Origin of the sequence: Vibrio tubiashii ATCC 19109, assembly GCF_000772105.1 — a bacterium.
Lineage (GTDB): Bacteria > Pseudomonadota > Gammaproteobacteria > Enterobacterales > Vibrionaceae > Vibrio > Vibrio tubiashii.
Map to the genome: position 1 here is coordinate 1,741,469 of NZ_CP009354.1, position 15,523 is coordinate 1,756,991.

General features: G+C 41.9%; 14 protein-coding genes and 2 tRNA genes. 6 read left to right on the top strand and 10 right to left on the bottom strand.

Translation table 11 applies throughout. The features are described 5' to 3' along the window. Positions 1-8 precede the first annotated feature (8 nt). The 4 genes from IX91_RS07895 to IX91_RS07910 all read left to right on the top strand — a co-directional run bounded on the left by IX91_RS07895 (position 9) and on the right by IX91_RS07910 (position 2,464). On the top strand, positions 9-647 hold the full coding sequence (locus tag IX91_RS07895; RefSeq protein ID WP_004745150.1) for a sugar transferase: 639 nt from the start codon (positions 9-11) through the stop codon (positions 645-647). 167 nt (positions 648-814) lie between these two features. After that, positions 815-891 (top strand) — tRNA-Val (locus tag IX91_RS07900). Between the two features lie 36 nt (positions 892-927). Beyond that, positions 928-1,004, top strand: a tRNA-Val gene (locus IX91_RS07905). Between the two features lie 383 nt (positions 1,005-1,387). Then, the gene (locus IX91_RS07910; RefSeq protein WP_004745152.1) at positions 1,388-2,464 is read left to right on the top strand and encodes a glycosyltransferase family 9 protein; all 1,077 of its coding nucleotides are present in this window, start codon (positions 1,388-1,390) and stop codon (positions 2,462-2,464) included. A gap of 47 nt (positions 2,465-2,511) precedes the next feature. Here the strand turns inward: IX91_RS07910 and IX91_RS07915 are convergent, their stop codons facing one another. From IX91_RS07915 to IX91_RS07925, 3 genes are read right to left on the bottom strand one after another with little or no spacing between them, the layout of a single operon-like run. Continuing rightward, positions 2,512-3,846 (bottom strand): sensor histidine kinase, encoded by a 1,335-nt coding sequence (locus tag IX91_RS07915; protein ID WP_004745153.1) that lies wholly within the window; start codon positions 3,844-3,846, stop codon positions 2,512-2,514. Continuing rightward, positions 3,843-4,529, bottom strand: coding sequence for a response regulator transcription factor (locus IX91_RS07920; protein WP_004745155.1), 687 nt, complete (start codon positions 4,527-4,529; stop codon positions 3,843-3,845). The genes IX91_RS07915 and IX91_RS07920 overlap by 4 nt, the downstream gene beginning before the upstream one ends. A gap of 38 nt (positions 4,530-4,567) precedes the next feature. Further along, a complete protein-coding gene (locus tag IX91_RS07925) occupies positions 4,568-5,203 on the bottom strand; it encodes a hypothetical protein (RefSeq protein WP_004745156.1) in 636 nt (211 codons plus the stop codon). Between the two features lie 725 nt (positions 5,204-5,928). Here IX91_RS07925 and IX91_RS07935 point away from each other — a divergent pair. Next, positions 5,929-6,582: a winged helix-turn-helix domain-containing protein gene (locus tag IX91_RS07935; RefSeq protein WP_004745161.1), complete on the top strand. Its 654-nt coding sequence runs from the start codon at positions 5,929-5,931 to the stop codon at positions 6,580-6,582. Further along, positions 6,575-7,042 (top strand): hypothetical protein, encoded by a 468-nt coding sequence (locus IX91_RS07940; protein WP_004745162.1) that lies wholly within the window; start codon positions 6,575-6,577, stop codon positions 7,040-7,042. Before IX91_RS07935 ends, IX91_RS07940 begins: the two co-directional genes overlap by 8 nt. A 74-nt stretch (positions 7,043-7,116) precedes the next feature. Here the strand turns inward: IX91_RS07940 and tnaA are convergent, their stop codons facing one another. The 7 genes from tnaA to IX91_RS07975 all read right to left on the bottom strand — a co-directional run bounded on the left by tnaA (position 7,117) and on the right by IX91_RS07975 (position 15,335). Next, positions 7,117-8,577 carry a tryptophanase gene (gene tnaA, locus IX91_RS07945; RefSeq protein ID WP_004745164.1) on the bottom strand — a complete coding sequence of 487 codons (1,461 nt, stop codon included), beginning with the start codon at positions 8,575-8,577 and terminating at the stop codon, positions 7,117-7,119. A gap of 226 nt (positions 8,578-8,803) precedes the next feature. Next, positions 8,804-9,709 (bottom strand): VirK/YbjX family protein, encoded by a 906-nt coding sequence (locus IX91_RS07950; RefSeq protein WP_004745166.1) that lies wholly within the window; start codon positions 9,707-9,709, stop codon positions 8,804-8,806. A gap of 151 nt (positions 9,710-9,860) precedes the next feature. Continuing rightward, complete coding sequence (locus tag IX91_RS07955) at positions 9,861-11,147, bottom strand: ATP-binding protein (protein ID WP_004745168.1); 1,287 nt, start codon at positions 11,145-11,147, stop codon at positions 9,861-9,863. Positions 11,148-11,177: 30 nt separating this feature from the next. Continuing rightward, positions 11,178-11,897, bottom strand: a complete 720-nt coding sequence (locus IX91_RS07960; protein ID WP_004745169.1) for a response regulator — start codon at positions 11,895-11,897, stop codon at positions 11,178-11,180. Positions 11,898-12,051: 154 nt separating this feature from the next. Continuing rightward, a complete protein-coding gene (locus tag IX91_RS07965; protein ID WP_004745172.1) occupies positions 12,052-13,314 on the bottom strand; it encodes an aromatic amino acid transporter in 1,263 nt (420 codons plus the stop codon). A gap of 166 nt (positions 13,315-13,480) precedes the next feature. Beyond that, the gene (locus IX91_RS07970; RefSeq protein ID WP_004745173.1) at positions 13,481-14,098 is read right to left on the bottom strand and encodes an IbrB-like domain-containing protein; all 618 of its coding nucleotides are present in this window, start codon (positions 14,096-14,098) and stop codon (positions 13,481-13,483) included. Further along, on the bottom strand, positions 14,088-15,335 hold the full coding sequence (locus IX91_RS07975) for a DUF3440 domain-containing protein (RefSeq protein ID WP_004745174.1): 1,248 nt from the start codon (positions 15,333-15,335) through the stop codon (positions 14,088-14,090). Before IX91_RS07975 ends, IX91_RS07970 begins: the two co-directional genes overlap by 11 nt. Positions 15,336-15,523 lie beyond the last annotated feature (188 nt).

Genomic DNA, 15,523 nt, shown 5'->3' on the forward strand with positions numbered 1-15,523 from the left:
AGATTATTATGAGCAACGTATCAACACACATTTCAATTTGGTTAGCAAAACGTCTGTTTGACCTATTTGGCGCACTATTTGGATTGCTACTGCTTTCTCCAGTCATGCCTTTTATCGCACTGGCGATAAAACTGAGCTCCCCTGGTCCTGTTTTTTACAAGCAATTGAGAGTAGGTAAATCAACACCGGAAAAAATGGTATTTTTTGAAATCATTAAGTTTCGCACCATGTATCAAGATGCCGAGCAACGCACTGGTGCTGTATGGGCGACAGAAAACGATCCAAGAATCACCCCAGTCGGACGCTTCCTACGTAAAACGCGCCTAGACGAGATTCCTCAGTTGTTTAATGTTGTTATGGGTGAAATGTCATTAATTGGCCCGCGTCCAGAGCGCCCAAGCTTTTACAGTAAACTAGAGAATGCAATCCCTTACTTTGCTGACAGAACTTACGGTGTCATGCCCGGAATCACAGGGCTAGCGCAAGTAAACCAAGGTTACGATACTTGTATTGATGATGTTCGTAGAAAAGTTGGCTATGACCATAGTTACGCTCTTTCATTGTGCTCAATGAAGTCATGGTTAAGCATGGATATGAGCATTATCACAAAAACCATCGTGGTTATGTTTGATGGTCGAGGACAATAGTCGTTAACGAGCCGAGATATGTACGTGATTTAATGCACATTTTTTAATTGGCAATGCGTAAAACAACAACAATTCGATTAGTTATAAAGCAAACGAGTAAAAATCGAAGAAAATGCGCTTGCACGATTGAATAACTCTCGGTAACATCCCTCTCGTTCTTAAGGAATGGGTCCGTAGCTCAGTTGGTTAGAGTACTACCTTGACATGGTAGGGGTCGGCGATTCGAGTTCGCCCGGACCCACCACTCCTTGAAGCATTCAGTTGCAAAGAACATAAATTTGGGTCCGTAGCTCAGTTGGTTAGAGTACTACCTTGACATGGTAGGGGTCGGCGATTCGAGTTCGCCCGGACCCACCAAATTTATAGAAAAGCCCACTTTATAGTGGGCTTTTCTTTTATCTAATGCTTCCACACCTTCCAAAGTTCATACAACTTAACGCTCACGGCTAATACGCAACACCAAACATTTCCTTATTTATATAAGCAATACTGCGATTTAGCTTTAGACTTGAACGCGACTTTGAGAGTTTCCGGTATTTGGATGAACTTTGCAGAACAGACCGTAATCTGATGATTTAGTTCTCTTATTTAGGAAACAGATCGGCTGTAAGTTGCAATATCGCGGCAAAATATGGTTCAAGTTCACCAAAATACACTCCTCACCTCACCAACAAGCTAAAAACTTTGCACACTATTTCATATCGCCAGTAGAGCACTAAAAAAGTTTACCGGATAACATTATGAATCACCTGTGGTTTGAGCGCGGCGCTTATACATCTTCAGCTGCGCGTCACTATCTTGCAAATGAGTTCTCTCCTGAGAAAGTAAAAAAAATTGCGATTTTTCGTCATGCAGCACTTGGTGACCAAGTGATTGTTCGTCCGATGTTAGTGGAAGCGAGGAAGTTTTTTCCTAACGCAAAAATTACTCTAGTAGGTGTATCAAACTACCAGTATGGTGCGCCTTCTGATTTAGCTGATGAAACAATCTTTATGACTGGACGTCATAAGAAAAAAGAACTGACATTGAAAGAGCAAATTGCTGAGTTCAAGCAACTTGATGAGCAGGACATTATCTTCGATGTTGCTGGTACAAATCGCTCATACTGGATGACTCTATTTAGCAAGGCAAAGTTGAAATTCGGATTCCCATACATATCTTACCTTTGTGGCACTCTTTATAATATTGCAGTATTCCGATCTGACTACCAACCAGAGTTGGAAGTGATGCTAGACATGTTAAAAATGCTTGGACACAACCCTCAACGACCTCTTGATTTCGCGTACCCTAATCACTTGAAACTATTCAAAGAAGAAAAAGGCAGCAGACCAAAAATTCTTTATTTCAATGGCGCTTCGACTAAGACTAAAATTCTCTCCGAACAACAAATGAAATCACTCATAGAAGAGGCTGTAAATTTGTTGCCAGATTATCAACACGTCTATCTGGAGGGGAAAAATGACTTTGAGAAAGGTGACTTCCTTAAGCACTTAATCGGCAAGGACAACTTTGAGATTCAACAGTGCTTACCTTTAGAAGAGTTAGTAGAGTACTCTGCGAAAGCGAGATTGGTGGTCGCACCAGACACTGGGATCAGAAATGTAGCTATTGCAACCCATACACCAACCGTCGGTATTTTTTATTCTACGGTGCCATTTCGTTATACTCCACTTGAAGGAGATCATCGAATAGTGATGAATGCAAATGGCGACATCCCGAGTAACAGCCAAATTCTTTCAGAAGTACAACGAGCACTGTCACTACAGAAAAGCGACTATAAATTCAAACATGAACCTATTCTCACTTATGTTAGCTAACTGCACGTCCGTCTATTTTAAGGTTCTGTCGTATCCATTTCGCACTATTAAACCTTTGGAAACTTCAGTGTGACTGAAAGACCCACCTTATCATATAGATACTCATCCTTTAGCTCTAAGTTGCCTCCCATTCTCTTGGTAGCAGCAGCGATTAAACTTAACCCTAGCCCATTGCCTTCTGTATTTCTGCTACTGTCGCTGCGGTAGAATTTTTGGCATAGGTAGGTTAATTCTTCTTCTCCTACTCCGCCACTTTGATCCGCTACAGTTAGTTCTACACTGTCTGCTTTCTCTGCTGAAGAGATTCGAATCGTATTACCCGCTTGATTGAACTTACAGGCGTTATCGATCAAATTGGACACTACCTGCATCATTAATTCTTGGCTGGCTTTAATTTGGTGTTTCGGATCAATGTTCAACTCTAGGTTTAACTGATTGTCTTCTAAAACAGGCTCGTACAGCTCTGCCGCGCACTCGACTAACTGTTGAAGATTGACAGCACTTTGGGTTATCTGTTCTCCATTGAACTCAAGTCGGCTTATTCGCAGCAGCTGATTAAAGGTATTAAGAAGATTTGCTACCATTTGCTCTACTTCTTCAAGTTCTGAGTGACTCTCAGAAAGTTGCTGAATTCGATGATAAATCGACGTAAGCGGAGTTCTTAAGTCATGCGCAATGTTGTTTGCTTGCTGTTTAGTCATCTCTGTCGACAGAGCAAGGCGATCCAACATCATATTCAGTTCTGAAATGGTCTCTGACAGCGGCCCTTCTAGGTTTTCATTGGGGATTCTAAGATGTAAATCGTTGTCTTTAGTTATGCTGTTGCTCGCGGCGTTAATATCAGTCAGTCGAGTTTTAATGCTGTTTATCATGAAGTAAGCAATGACAAACCCTACGATCATCAAAGCTCCAATTGCGTAAATGATCCCATTAATCAGCTGGGTTTGTTGATTAAAAAACGCATCTTCTACTCGAACTTCTAGTGTGCGCCATCCATCCCCTTCGGGAAGGTAAGTCTCGACGCTGACGTAATCAGACTCTTCATTCTCCTGAACATAAAATTCAATCCCAAATTCCATGTCTCCCGTAGATTCATAAGAATCTAGCTTTTTCAATTCTTGGTCTGTGATATGCTCTTTGAAAACGTAGCTAAAGATGGCGTCGTGATCGGCTCGCAGAACCTTCTTGGTTTCCTCTGGGCCCAACTCTTCCCATAGCTCATACACGTAGTTAGCTTCAGAAGCCACAATGGGCAAGACACTATTATCAATGAACCAGGCATAGATACTGGTACGCATCACGATCAGCAACACAATCGCTGCCACGACTAGCATGGCATATAAGTTCAGAAAACGGCGGAAAGGATCATTTAGCCAATTCACGAGCGATCCTCCATGACGTAGCCAGCCCCTCTCACGGTGTGCAATAGGGGCTTGTAACCATCGAGATCAATCTTCTTTCGTAATCGACTAATATGAACATCAATGACATTGGTTTGCGGATCAAAATGATGATTCCAAACTTTCTCTAGCAGCATAGTTCGTGTCACGATCCGGCCTTGATTTTCCATTAAATAGAGTAAAATTTGATATTCACGAGTGTTGAGTGCTATGTCTACCTCTCCCCGCTTTGCCTTTCGGGTATATGTATCTAAGGAGAGAGAATCTAGCTTTAACTCGGTGTTATTTGCTTGAGATTGCGATTCACTTGGTCTTCGCGCCAGCACTTCTATTCTCGCCAGCAACTCGGTATAAGCGTAAGGTTTAACTAAGTAGTCGTCTCCCCCACTTCTTAATCCTTTGACACGTTCCTCTACACTATCCAATGCGCTGAGCACCAATACAGGAGTTTGGTTACCACTCGCTCTTAGCGCCTGAATCATCTGAAGACCATCCATTTCTGGCATCATACGGTCGCAAATAATAACGTCGTAGTCATTTTGCAATGCACAAATCAAACCCAACTTTCCGGTCTCGGCTCGATCAGTCTGGTGCCCGGATTGCTCTAAGCTATGACTCAGAAAACGCGATTGTTCTACGTTATCTTCTACTAATAAAATTTTCATAACTCAAACTCCGAGCGACCAGCCTAGCTGCATGACATTTAAGATTGTTGTTGTGGACCAACTTCTAGCAATTCTAAGTCATTGGCACCATTAATAGAATGCGCATTGTCGTAGAAGTTATCTTCATACATGCCAAACTCAAACTCGATATTGCCCTCATCATTGAAAAACATCTCTTGCATATCAACCTTTTCAGTATCAATCACTTTTAATGTTTTAGCGTCGATAACTAGCAAGGTTGATAGTGGCTCATCGTAACTCTCTTTGAGCTCTACCATGTAAATGGTTCCCAGTTCTGGCACTAAATCCGAATGCGCGGAGACAATGAGCCCTTGGTGCGTCTTACCAACTTGCGCAAGGACCTCTTGAAGTGAAAAGTTAACTTTTTGAATCGTTTGGGTAACGTCTTTACCACTTGTTGCATCAAAGAAAATGGTGTCCTGCTCTGCTTGTTGCTTTGCAGTGGCAACGTAGAGAAACCGACCATCTTCTTGTTCAATCAATTCAATAGAATCATAGCTAGCAGGCTTGAGCGTTTTAATCTGACTAAGCGCTTTTTCTGCGCTCATAGTAGGCACAAGATTAACCTTGTTGGGGCCATCCGTAGGGTTTGCCATCGCGCTAAAGCCAATCATACTGCCAATCAAGATGCTAAGTGTAGTAAGTTTTTTCATAATCTTATTCCTGCTGTTGGTTAAGTTCGGAATTAGATTAATCAATGGAGCTAACGCCTTTCTAAACTCAAGATTAAATATTTGTCATCTAACTGAGGAGCTTTATCAAACTTCATTTCAACTTACCCCTCACTGATAAATAACGTTAATTAAGTACCCTGCTGAAACGTTTCCTTTCAGAATTGCCTTGTAAATACAAAGAGACGCAGGAGAAACAAGGATGACTAACACGCTTATATGCCGCTCTTTTCAATCATTCATAGATATTTGTGAAAATGACTTGGTAGAAGGGGCAAATGTTCACTGTACATTTCATCTATCCGAGCCGGAAATGATGCAAGATTTATTAACAAAGAAAGGAGGCTACCTACTTACCGCAACTCCATTCCTTCAACCCAAGGAATCAATCTCAACAATTTTCCTTGTGAGGTGAGTTTCTTAGGCGACTCTCACTCTCTGTTCCGGCTTCATTCCTCCCAATTTTGGAGCCGGCTTTTTGCTCATTTTTGCATCAACTTCTCTACTTATTTTCTCCCTTATAACCCAATACGAACCCTTACAAAGTGATTGCTCTAAACACGCCCTCTTCGTGCTCCAGATCACATAACTGCACCTAAAAAACACTAAATTACTCATCATTTACTGAACAATTAACATATTAATAACTAAAAATAGTCCGACAAATTAAAAAGTCAGCTCCAACTATTTTACAAAGGAGGCGCTCTATGGCTACAAACGGGACGGAATGCTTCGATTTACGAATCGGCAACTGTTTACTAAAAAGAAATGAATCTGGTGCTCAGATTCTACTGGACAACGAAAAATCGTTTTCTATCACTATTCCAGAAAGTAGTGTACTAAAAAGATTAGTTGAGGAAGATGGTGAAGTGGTCAGCAGAGATGACTTAATCGTCGATGCTTGGGGACGCCCCGACATAATAGGTCCAAACTCTTTACCCGTTGCGATTACAAACCTTAGGAAGATCCTCGATCTTAATAATATTAAAATTACTAATGTTCCTAGAAAGGGCTATAGAATCGATCTTTCCGAACTTCAATGGACTCAATCACAAGAACCTTCCTTACAAGAGACAGTGCTCCCTCCCCCAGACAATAAAGATACAAGCTTTCCACCCATATACGAAACTTGGTGGGAAAGGGCTAAGCTTGCCATTGCTATCGGTGCCTTGTTGTTTTGTCTCTACGCCGCCTTTTACATTGTATTCTCTTGGGTGCGTGTCGACTGCCAAAAATTAGGTAACGCTACCCTGTGTTCGATACAAGGGGACTATGTCGAACCATCAATTGTAAACGGGAAAGAAGGGAGATTCTTTTATTCAAGTCAGAGTGGTTTAATGGAGGTTAAAGGCAATGGTTAAACGTATTATTTTAATAGCGGTGATCGTCTTAGGGTTGTTTGCATCGATTACGACTTACGCTTTCTTAAACGGCGCATCTTGCCAGTATTCGATGACACTGCATGTTCCTGATGATGATAGAGATGTTTTTTTAACGTGTTATCGAGGAAAGGTGGTTGCACTACAAACCAAGCAAGATGACAACGGCAACTACCTTTCAAAGTATAAAGTAGAGGCAAGGCAACTCCGATTAGGTGAGCAAACCATCTATTTTGTCTACTCGCGTAAGATTTTAGTCGATGACAACAAGCAAGATGAAAATGATCATTTCAACCAGATCTCATCGGGATATAAGTTCTTGTTCTATAGCTTAATCCGTGATGGCGACGATATCTATGTCTTCCAGTCGTTCCCTAGGTACTACGTCCATAAAGGGACAATCTCAGGTACATTAGATATTTGGGAAAAGTTTTTTAGCTAACAACAGAACCATTAGCGAATAAAAAAGTAAAAGCGCCATACATCGATGGCGCTTTGTCATTTTAATATCAGAAACTATTCAAGAACTCGGAACTCCGCATTAAAGTGTCTTAAGGCGGGTGGCTCGTATGTAAAGGTCAGCCCTTTAATCTTGGGCGCGTTTTCCTTAATCTCCGTAAAGGCTTGAATCACATAGTCAAGATGCGCTTGTGTATATGTGGCTCGAGGAACCGCTAATCGCAAAAGCTCTGCCGGACACGGTAACTGCTGCCCTGTTTTTGGATCGCGTCCTAACAACAAAGAGCCAATCTCCGCACCACGAATTCCAGCTACACGGTACAATTCACATGCCATTGCATGACCGGGGAACTGGTCGGCTGGAATATGTGGCAATAAGTCACCCGCATTGATAAACGCTGCATGTCCTCCAGCCTGCTGACATTTGATCCCGACTCTTTCAAGTCCATCAACTAAATACTGAACCTGATCGATACGTGAAGATAACCACTCTTCACGCATGGCGTCGTAGAGACCTACGGCTAAACGTTCCATAGCGCCTCCCTCTAACCCGCCATAGGTTGGAAAACCCTCTTGCAAGACACATAAGGTGCGGCACTCTTGGAAGACATCGGAAAGCGTATAGTCTTTAAACGCTAATAACCCCCCAATAGGCACCATCGCATCCTTTTTGGCTGACATGGATAGAATATCTGCATACTTGAAGCTTTCTTTGGTGATTTCTTCAATAGACCAGCATTCGTAACCAGGCTCTCGTTGCTTTATAAAATACGCGTTCTCTGCAAATCGTGCGCAATCCATTACAACTGGAATGTCATATGAACTGGCTATCTCATACACTTCTTTAAGGTTTGCGAGTGATACCGGTTGTCCGCCCGCCGAGTTACATGTAATCGTACTCACGATGTAAGGTACGTTTTTTGGCCCAATATCTTCGATAGCGATGATTAATTTTTCAATATCAAAGTTACCTTTGAATGCAGACTTAACCGATGTATCGAAAGCCTCTTTGGTAGGCACATTAACCACTCGGCAGCCATTAAGCTGGGTATGCCCTTGAGTTGTATCGAAAAAGTAGTTTGAAACTGCGGCCATTTGTTCACGACATAGGCCCTTCTCACGCTCTCGCTTAGCAATCAACGCAGGAACATAGAGCTGTTCAGCTCCTCGTCCTTGGTGAGTTGGAATGGTATGCTCGTAGCCAAAGATATCTTTGACCGCATCTTTTAAAACGTAGTAGCTTCGGCTACCACTGTATGATTCATCCCCTTTCAGCATTGCTGCTTGCATCCCTTGGGTAACAGAACCCGTACCACTGTCAGTCAGCAAGTCAATAAACACCTCGCTACTAGGAATTAAGAACGGATTGTATCCATACTTTTCCAAAGCAGCTTCTCGTTCTTCACGTGTCGTATGTTTAACAGGCTCGACAACTCGAATTCGATATGGCTCTGGCAAATAACCCATACGAGTATCGGTTTTTTGGGGACAGTGCGAAGCACAGGAATTAGTAGTCATAGTTTTTCACCTTCAATTTTATCTATGATTTGTAAAACGGACTAAGTTGCATATACGTGTCCGCTACGACAAAACATAGAGTCGGGTGAAAGATCCAATGAGTAAGTTATGGATAAATAATCGTCAAAATCCCCTTCCTTAAGACAATGACTGAAACCAATCTCAGTAAAAAGCCTGACATGAGTCAGGCTTTATCTTTGTTCATATGTCACTTCGCTAAGCGTCTTTAAAGCTCACTCAAACGCGTTTTGACCACACCTTGTGTTTCCTCAATCCAAGCATAGCGTTTGGTGTATAAACGACGTTTCGTTTTCTTAAGTGTACTCGGATCTTTGCGCGGTGGCTGGAGTGGGATCTTGTACATAAACTTCGAGACTTGTTCACCACCATACTCGGTCCACAATTCAGCGTAATTGTAGGTCACACTTGAACGCTTCGAACCTGTGTATCTCAATGCTTGATAGATATGCCCTTTGTTTGTAATACCGAAAACATTGTCTACTTGCCACTCGCGAGCGAGCATCAGCAAAACTTCAAGCATTAACGCTTTTGGACGTAAACCATGAATACCGCGAGTCAGTGACTTAATGATCTCTCCTCGATCACTAATGTGGTCCCCAGGTCCTTGTAGCGCACCAATGTGGATTTCTCTGCGTGGCGTGGTCGATAGATTAAACGCCAACGTAAACAGATCGCGGTTTTTCTCATCTGTCAGCTTTAGTGCCAATGAGCCTTCTCTTTCAGGCCCCGCACACAACAGCAGCCTACAACCCATAATTTCAGCGAGAAGCCAACCTTCATTAGAGTAAAAGTCTAAGAATCCTCGGCCATACATTTCATGGAGGGTTTTAAAATGCTCATAGATTTTCTTCGCGCGCTGTTCTGGGCGCCAGTTCAAGCAAACATAAGGTTTAAGAGGCTTTTCGAGCAATCGCGGGTTAACGTCCGTGATGGTTTTTAGATCGGGCTGAGCGAAGAGTTCTTGCATCTGTTTTAAAACGCCTGGTTTAAGCAACGACCATAAGCAAAAACGCGCGTTATAGCGTAGCTTTTTAAGCCCATGAATATCCGGATATACGGCTTCAGCGACTTTAGGAAGCGATAAAACAAAATTAAGGTAGTTGGCTGACATATAGAACTCTCGATTTTCTGTATGGGACTTTGCTCTTAAAGTCGTTGCCTATTAATTGGTTAGGCAAGCGATAGTGCACAGTGTACAAAATCAGAAAAATGAGATGTAGATCTACTTTGTCGCGACTTTGTCACGCCTTTGTCAGCCTCGATTACAATTTAGGGAATGTCAGGGTGAATTGAGCGCCACCCAAGGTGCTTTGACCGACTTCAACAGTGCCTTGATGCCGTTTAACGATTAGGTCAACAATCGCAAGCCCTAAGCCAAATCCACTGTTTTCTTTGTTTCTTGACGCGTCAGCACTGTAAAATGGCTGGAAAACTGATGACCAATGCTCAGAAGGAATGCCGTTACCATCATCTTCTACCATGAGCACTAGGTGTCCATCAGACTCTTTTACGCTTAGCTGCACTTGATCTTTCGCATACTTAACGGCATTCGAAAGCAAATTCACTACTCCGCGCTTCAACAATGAACGATCCGCACACAGTTCTACATTGCTTTCGATATCAAGTGCAATATTAATATCACGGCTGTTTGGTAAGCGCTGAACGACTTCTGGTAGAAAATGATTCAAATTAAGTTGCTCTAGGCTCAGCTCGGTTTCAGGACGTTCCATCTTAGCGAAATACAGTAGCTCATCGACCATTCGCTCCATTTCTTCGGTATCTTCGATGATGCTCGCTATTTTGTCATGCAGCTCTTTAGACAAGTTCTGGTCTTGCAACATTTCAGCTTGCCATTGAATTCTAAAAATTGGCGTTCGCAGATCATGGGCAACCGCATTGGTTAAGAAACGGTTGCTAGCAATGAGGTTAGAAATCTTATCTGCCATATAGTTGAAGCTCGTATTCAATCTCCCTACGGCATCTCTGCCTTTAGTCGGAGCCCTAACGTTGAAATCGCCCTGAGCAAACTTAACCGTCGCATTTTCCAGTAACCGCACTCTACGGCTCAAGAACAAAATCAAACACAGTGAGTAGACAAAGAAGCCGCCGAGAATGAAGCCCCAAACAATATCATCATCAAATTCAATTGCTTGGCGTAGCTCAGTTTGAAAATCCGGCGAGATATAGTAAATCTCGTTAGGCTCTAACAGCTTAAACCAGAAATGTCTTTCTTCATCAAAATAGATATTGAGATTCGATTGGTCTTGGGCGAAAAAGTTGGCGACGTCTTTTGGTACATCAGACAAGTTAACAACGAACAGGGTTTTGGCCGTTTTTTCTACCACGCGTTCCATAGTATCAATAGCCGCTTCTTTACCTTGGTTTTGGTAAATAGTCAGCACCATATCCCTGAACGCTTCGCCTTCTCTTTCCTGCAGTACATAGTCATAATCTGGATTGAGTTCATAGATAATGTACTCATACGCAAAAATACTTAATGTAAATAAGATCAATAAACCGATAAACGATTCCAAGTAAATTCTGCGCATATACCCTCTTAAGATTAAGTTTGTCGACTATTACCAAGTATCTGGGACAAACAAATACCCTTTTCCTCTGACAGTAATGATGCGTTTTGGCGTTGCAGATGTGTCACCGAGTTTCTTACGCAAACTCACAATCTTGTTGTCGACGGTTCTATCTAGACCATCATACTCAATGCCTCTCAACGTCTTGGTCAGTTGATCCCGAGACAACACTTCGTCAGGAGAACAAGCCAAAGCCCATAGTAAGTCAAACTCACTATCAGACATTGAAACCACCTCGCCTGCCAGTTCGCAAACTTTACGTGCATCATTAAGCTTCAACTGACCAAACTCTAGCACTTTCGAATTAGCTGCTTGCGGTATCGATTGAGTACTCGCCTCAACTCTTCTTAACAACATTCTCATCCGAGCGAGCAAAACTCGCGGTTTAATCGGCTTTGTTACAAAGTCATCTGCGCCAATTTCTAGTGCTGCGACATGATCAAAATCGTCATCACTGGCTGTCAGCATAAGCACTTTACCTGAGTAGCTTGGACGAATCTGTCTACAAATTGTCAGCCCATCAACACCGGGGAGCATAAGATCGAGGAGAACAATATCAGGCTGATTTTCAACAATGGCATCAATGGCACTTTCACCTTCTTCAAAAGTCGTAACACTGAACTCTTGAGAGACAAAATATTCACACAGCATTTGTCGAAGCTTAGGGTCATCTTCAACGATAAATAGCGTCTGATTAGCGGAATTTGGCATATAAACTAAAGCATTGCATGACTAACATGAGAGTAATTCTAGCGTATTCGCCATCCCATTTCTGCAACAGAAACTGAATCAAAATCGCGACGAAGACAAAAAGGTCGAAGTAATACCGGTTTTATGATCACTTCGACTTCACCTTAGAGCTTCATTAGCCTAAAAATTTGGGCAATGAATCCGTTAAGGTCATGATGTGAATAATGATGACACTGACGCCAAACACTCCAACGACAATAAGCGACCACTTTCCTCCAATGGCTCTGTAGTCGTTGTGGCTAGAAGGCAAATTGTCTGCCTTATTCAGATTGCTTTGCCTAGATTTTCGGACTAACAACGCTGGGATGATGCACGCCCAAATCGCCGCCGCTGATGCCGCAAAACCAATTGCGACGAGAAAGCCAAAGGGGAGTAACAATGAAAATACTAGTGGTGGTAAAAAGGTCACTGACCAAGTTTTTAATCGGCCTCTCTTGTTATCTTTAAAATTGAAAACGTCCGCTAAAAAATCGAATACCCCAAGTCCGACACCAACGAAACTCGATAAAATTGCAGCTGCAGAGAAAGCGCTAATCACATTAGATACAAATTCAGTTGGTATTACACCACTTAAGCTGCTGAGTAAGACGTTGATATCGCCTTCCTTTTCAATAATTTCTCCAAAGTGCATTCTTGGTAGGTTGCCGTAGATACTAACTAACCATATTGCATATATGAAAAAAGAAATAGCCGTCCCACCAACGATTGCTTTTTGCGCCTTCCGTTCATCCCGGTAGTAATCTCGCATGGTCGACACGGTATGATGATAACCAAATGAGGCTAACGCTACAGGAAACAAAGCAAACATAAACTTACCTTGCTCTAAATTGACATCTCTCCACATTCCATTTAAGTCGATATTGAATACAAGCCCACTAATGCCAAATACAAAGCTAGCGACCATAAACAACATTAAAACGATTGAAAACTTGTCAACCACACGCGTTGAGTGCCATACAAAAAAAGAAAATATCGCAACAAATAATATAGAAGCAAACTTTGGATCTAATCCCATGTATTGATTTATTATAAGACCCGATGAAGTTATATATGCATAGAGTAAAATCCCCCCGACAAAATAAATCATTATGTTGTTGAAGCAGCTAACTGGTTTACCTAGCAAATCTGTTGTAATCGAATCAAACGAAGACTTATAGGGATAGTTTTTTAACACTTCCAATAGAAAGCACCCGCTCAACGTCATTATTAGCATGGTTACCGCCAGTATAAACAAGGTCCACGCTATCCAAGCCCCTGCTCCCGCACTAGGTAAACCAAGCATTCCTGCGCCAACACATACACATGCAATGATGCAAGAACCACCAAGGGTCGAAGTCGATTTTTTTCTTAGAGAAAGATTTTGTTTCACAGTATCCATATGTTATTAACCTTGTAGAAGTTATGGTTTAATTCGCCTTTATGTTATTAGAAATAGTCTTCTGAAATATAAAAAGCGCCAGAGTCGTAACCCTAGCGCCAATTATTACAATAATTTTAATAATTAGTTTTAAATTAACATTCTACGATTTATAAAATATTATTGTTTACTCCCAAGCCTCTGAAAAGTCTTGATCTTTAAATGCGGCTGCTAAGCCTGTCACTTGCTGCATTCGTAATACCTCATCGCGATCCATTCCAAGTTCACGGCATATTTTCTCGTTACTCCACTCTAGCTCTCTCAATTGCATAACAAGGTTCGCGGTTAACTCGACTTGATGTGTTCCACGAGCAACATTGTGTCGTACTGAAGTAGACATACTCTTTTCTTCAGATTTATTCATCACAATCGCAGGGACGTATCCTGATATAGGTTGTAACTCTGAGTTTGATTTGATCAATTCGAATCGATGGAATCCATCAATTAACACGTATTGGTCACAACCCGAGATTTGATTTACGATAACCGGCATTGTTAGGCCATCTTGTTGAATAGAATGTTTAAGTAACCGATTTTCCGGTGAAGCCATCTTGTTTGGATTGTAGTGGTTTGCCGATATCATCTCTAATTTCAGCATCTGTACATTGCAAACTGGGGGGAGATTTGGGTTCAATTTACACAATAAGTGGGTAACTTGATTATATAAAGCGACAGAAGCATCCAGATGCCCAACGTCTTTTAACCCATCTGAACTAAGCAGTGACATAACAAACTTACTTTCCATCAAAGCCTCCATGTCCGACATAATCGTTGTACAAAGAATGGTATTGCTGAGCAACCGCTTTGTTGTAGCCAAATGAAAGGCCTCTGCACCAATAATCATTCTTTATCAGAACTTTGCATATCCTCCTCCAACTCGGGACTTGTTTTTTTGCCTCTAACTTAAAATCGGCGAAATCAGGAATACGTCGAATCCCTTTATGGTGTCCGTTGCGGCGCCACCATTGAAGGAATTTATAGATGCGCTCACGGTAATGCTTCTCGACATGCGGAGGCATAGTACTGAGTAGATGTTTACTATATTGACGATAGGTAAATCCGGGAGGCAGTTTAAAACGATAGTAACCAACGATACGTCCCTGCTCTTTCGAATACCTCGCACCGAAGTTACACCCTTCAACGCGATCAACCAGCTTTTGCCAAGTGTCTGGCTCTAGAATTTGATAGAGCCAGAGCCCTTTGCGCTGTTCATCGCCAAACGGTTGGCAAAGGCGCTGCTGAGAAATAGAGACACCAGCTTTGTGCATCAGATCGTAGACTTTGTTGTAATCCCATTGCCTACGGCCATTCGCAATCCATATATCTCGCGTTTTCCAGTCGTATATAGGGTAAGCCATGTAGACATCTTGCTGCATTTTCGTCGTCCACGGTAAATGATGGAATTTGTCTTTATATTGATTTTTAATTGTGTTGTAGCGATTCAAGGATTCATCAGCTCTTAATCCAATTAGCACTGCAATCTTTGTTTGTTTTTGTTGTTGATACCAGTGTGCGAAATCAAACACAAAATCCTCAAACTCCATTCCAGGGTAGAAAAAAGAGAACTCGTTTGGGTCGTTAAATACCCCAAACACATCAGGCAGTTTACGCACCCAATTCACCTTTTTCCTTTCGTCCCAACACACCCACTTGGGCTCGAACTGAGATACCGAATTGCGCAAACCAATAGGTAGGCAGATCCAGTATGGGCGAATCTTATTGGTCGCGACCATACGCTCTATAAATCCCTCGGTTTCCTTATATTGAGCTTCAAAATCAACAATTAATGTGTCAACTGGCAGTCGGTCTCTGCGCTGAGCTTCTTCAATGGCAAGATTAAGTAACACTCCTGAATCCTTTCCACCCGAGAAGGAGACATAGAGGTGTTCAAAATGGTCATAGATATATGAAATCCGCTCTTGCGCCGCGAGCATGACATCTTTACCGAGCAGAGACTTTTTACGACTTCGTTGCCGAACCATATTCCTTTCCTCATTTAGTTAATGAAACTAGGTTTATGCTTTCGAAAATAGGCAATCTAAATTGTGTTGGCTGTGATATTCAGAATTGAATCAACGATAAGCCTTTTAAAGGCTAAAAGACTTAATACTATATTTTTATTCATTAACTATTATTTATCATAGAGTAAGATCAATTAAAGATAAGTAAT

What these genes read in the sequence shown, in the direction of transcription:
- IX91_RS07895 (WP_004745150.1), top strand. Translation starts at nt 9, where the DNA reads ATGAGCAACGTATCAACACACATTTCAATTTGGTTAGCAAAACGTCTG.
- IX91_RS07910 (WP_004745152.1), top strand. Translation starts at nt 1,388, where the DNA reads ATGAATCACCTGTGGTTTGAGCGCGGCGCTTATACATCTTCAGCTGCG.
- IX91_RS07920 (WP_004745155.1), bottom strand. Translation starts at nt 4,529, where the DNA reads ATGAAAATTTTATTAGTAGAAGATAACGTAGAACAATCGCGTTTTCTG.
- IX91_RS07925 (WP_004745156.1), bottom strand. Translation starts at nt 5,203, where the DNA reads ATGAAAAAACTTACTACACTTAGCATCTTGATTGGCAGTATGATTGGC.
- IX91_RS07935 (WP_004745161.1), top strand. Translation starts at nt 5,929, where the DNA reads ATGGCTACAAACGGGACGGAATGCTTCGATTTACGAATCGGCAACTGT.
- IX91_RS07940 (WP_004745162.1), top strand. Translation starts at nt 6,575, where the DNA reads ATGGTTAAACGTATTATTTTAATAGCGGTGATCGTCTTAGGGTTGTTT.
- tnaA (WP_004745164.1), bottom strand. Translation starts at nt 8,577, where the DNA reads ATGACTACTAATTCCTGTGCTTCGCACTGTCCCCAAAAAACCGATACT.
- IX91_RS07950 (WP_004745166.1), bottom strand. Translation starts at nt 9,709, where the DNA reads ATGTCAGCCAACTACCTTAATTTTGTTTTATCGCTTCCTAAAGTCGCT.
- IX91_RS07955 (WP_004745168.1), bottom strand. Translation starts at nt 11,147, where the DNA reads ATGCGCAGAATTTACTTGGAATCGTTTATCGGTTTATTGATCTTATTT.
- IX91_RS07960 (WP_004745169.1), bottom strand. Translation starts at nt 11,897, where the DNA reads ATGCCAAATTCCGCTAATCAGACGCTATTTATCGTTGAAGATGACCCT.
- IX91_RS07965 (WP_004745172.1), bottom strand. Translation starts at nt 13,314, where the DNA reads ATGGATACTGTGAAACAAAATCTTTCTCTAAGAAAAAAATCGACTTCG.
- IX91_RS07970 (WP_004745173.1), bottom strand. Translation starts at nt 14,098, where the DNA reads ATGGAAAGTAAGTTTGTTATGTCACTGCTTAGTTCAGATGGGTTAAAA.
- IX91_RS07975 (WP_004745174.1), bottom strand. Translation starts at nt 15,335, where the DNA reads ATGGTTCGGCAACGAAGTCGTAAAAAGTCTCTGCTCGGTAAAGATGTC.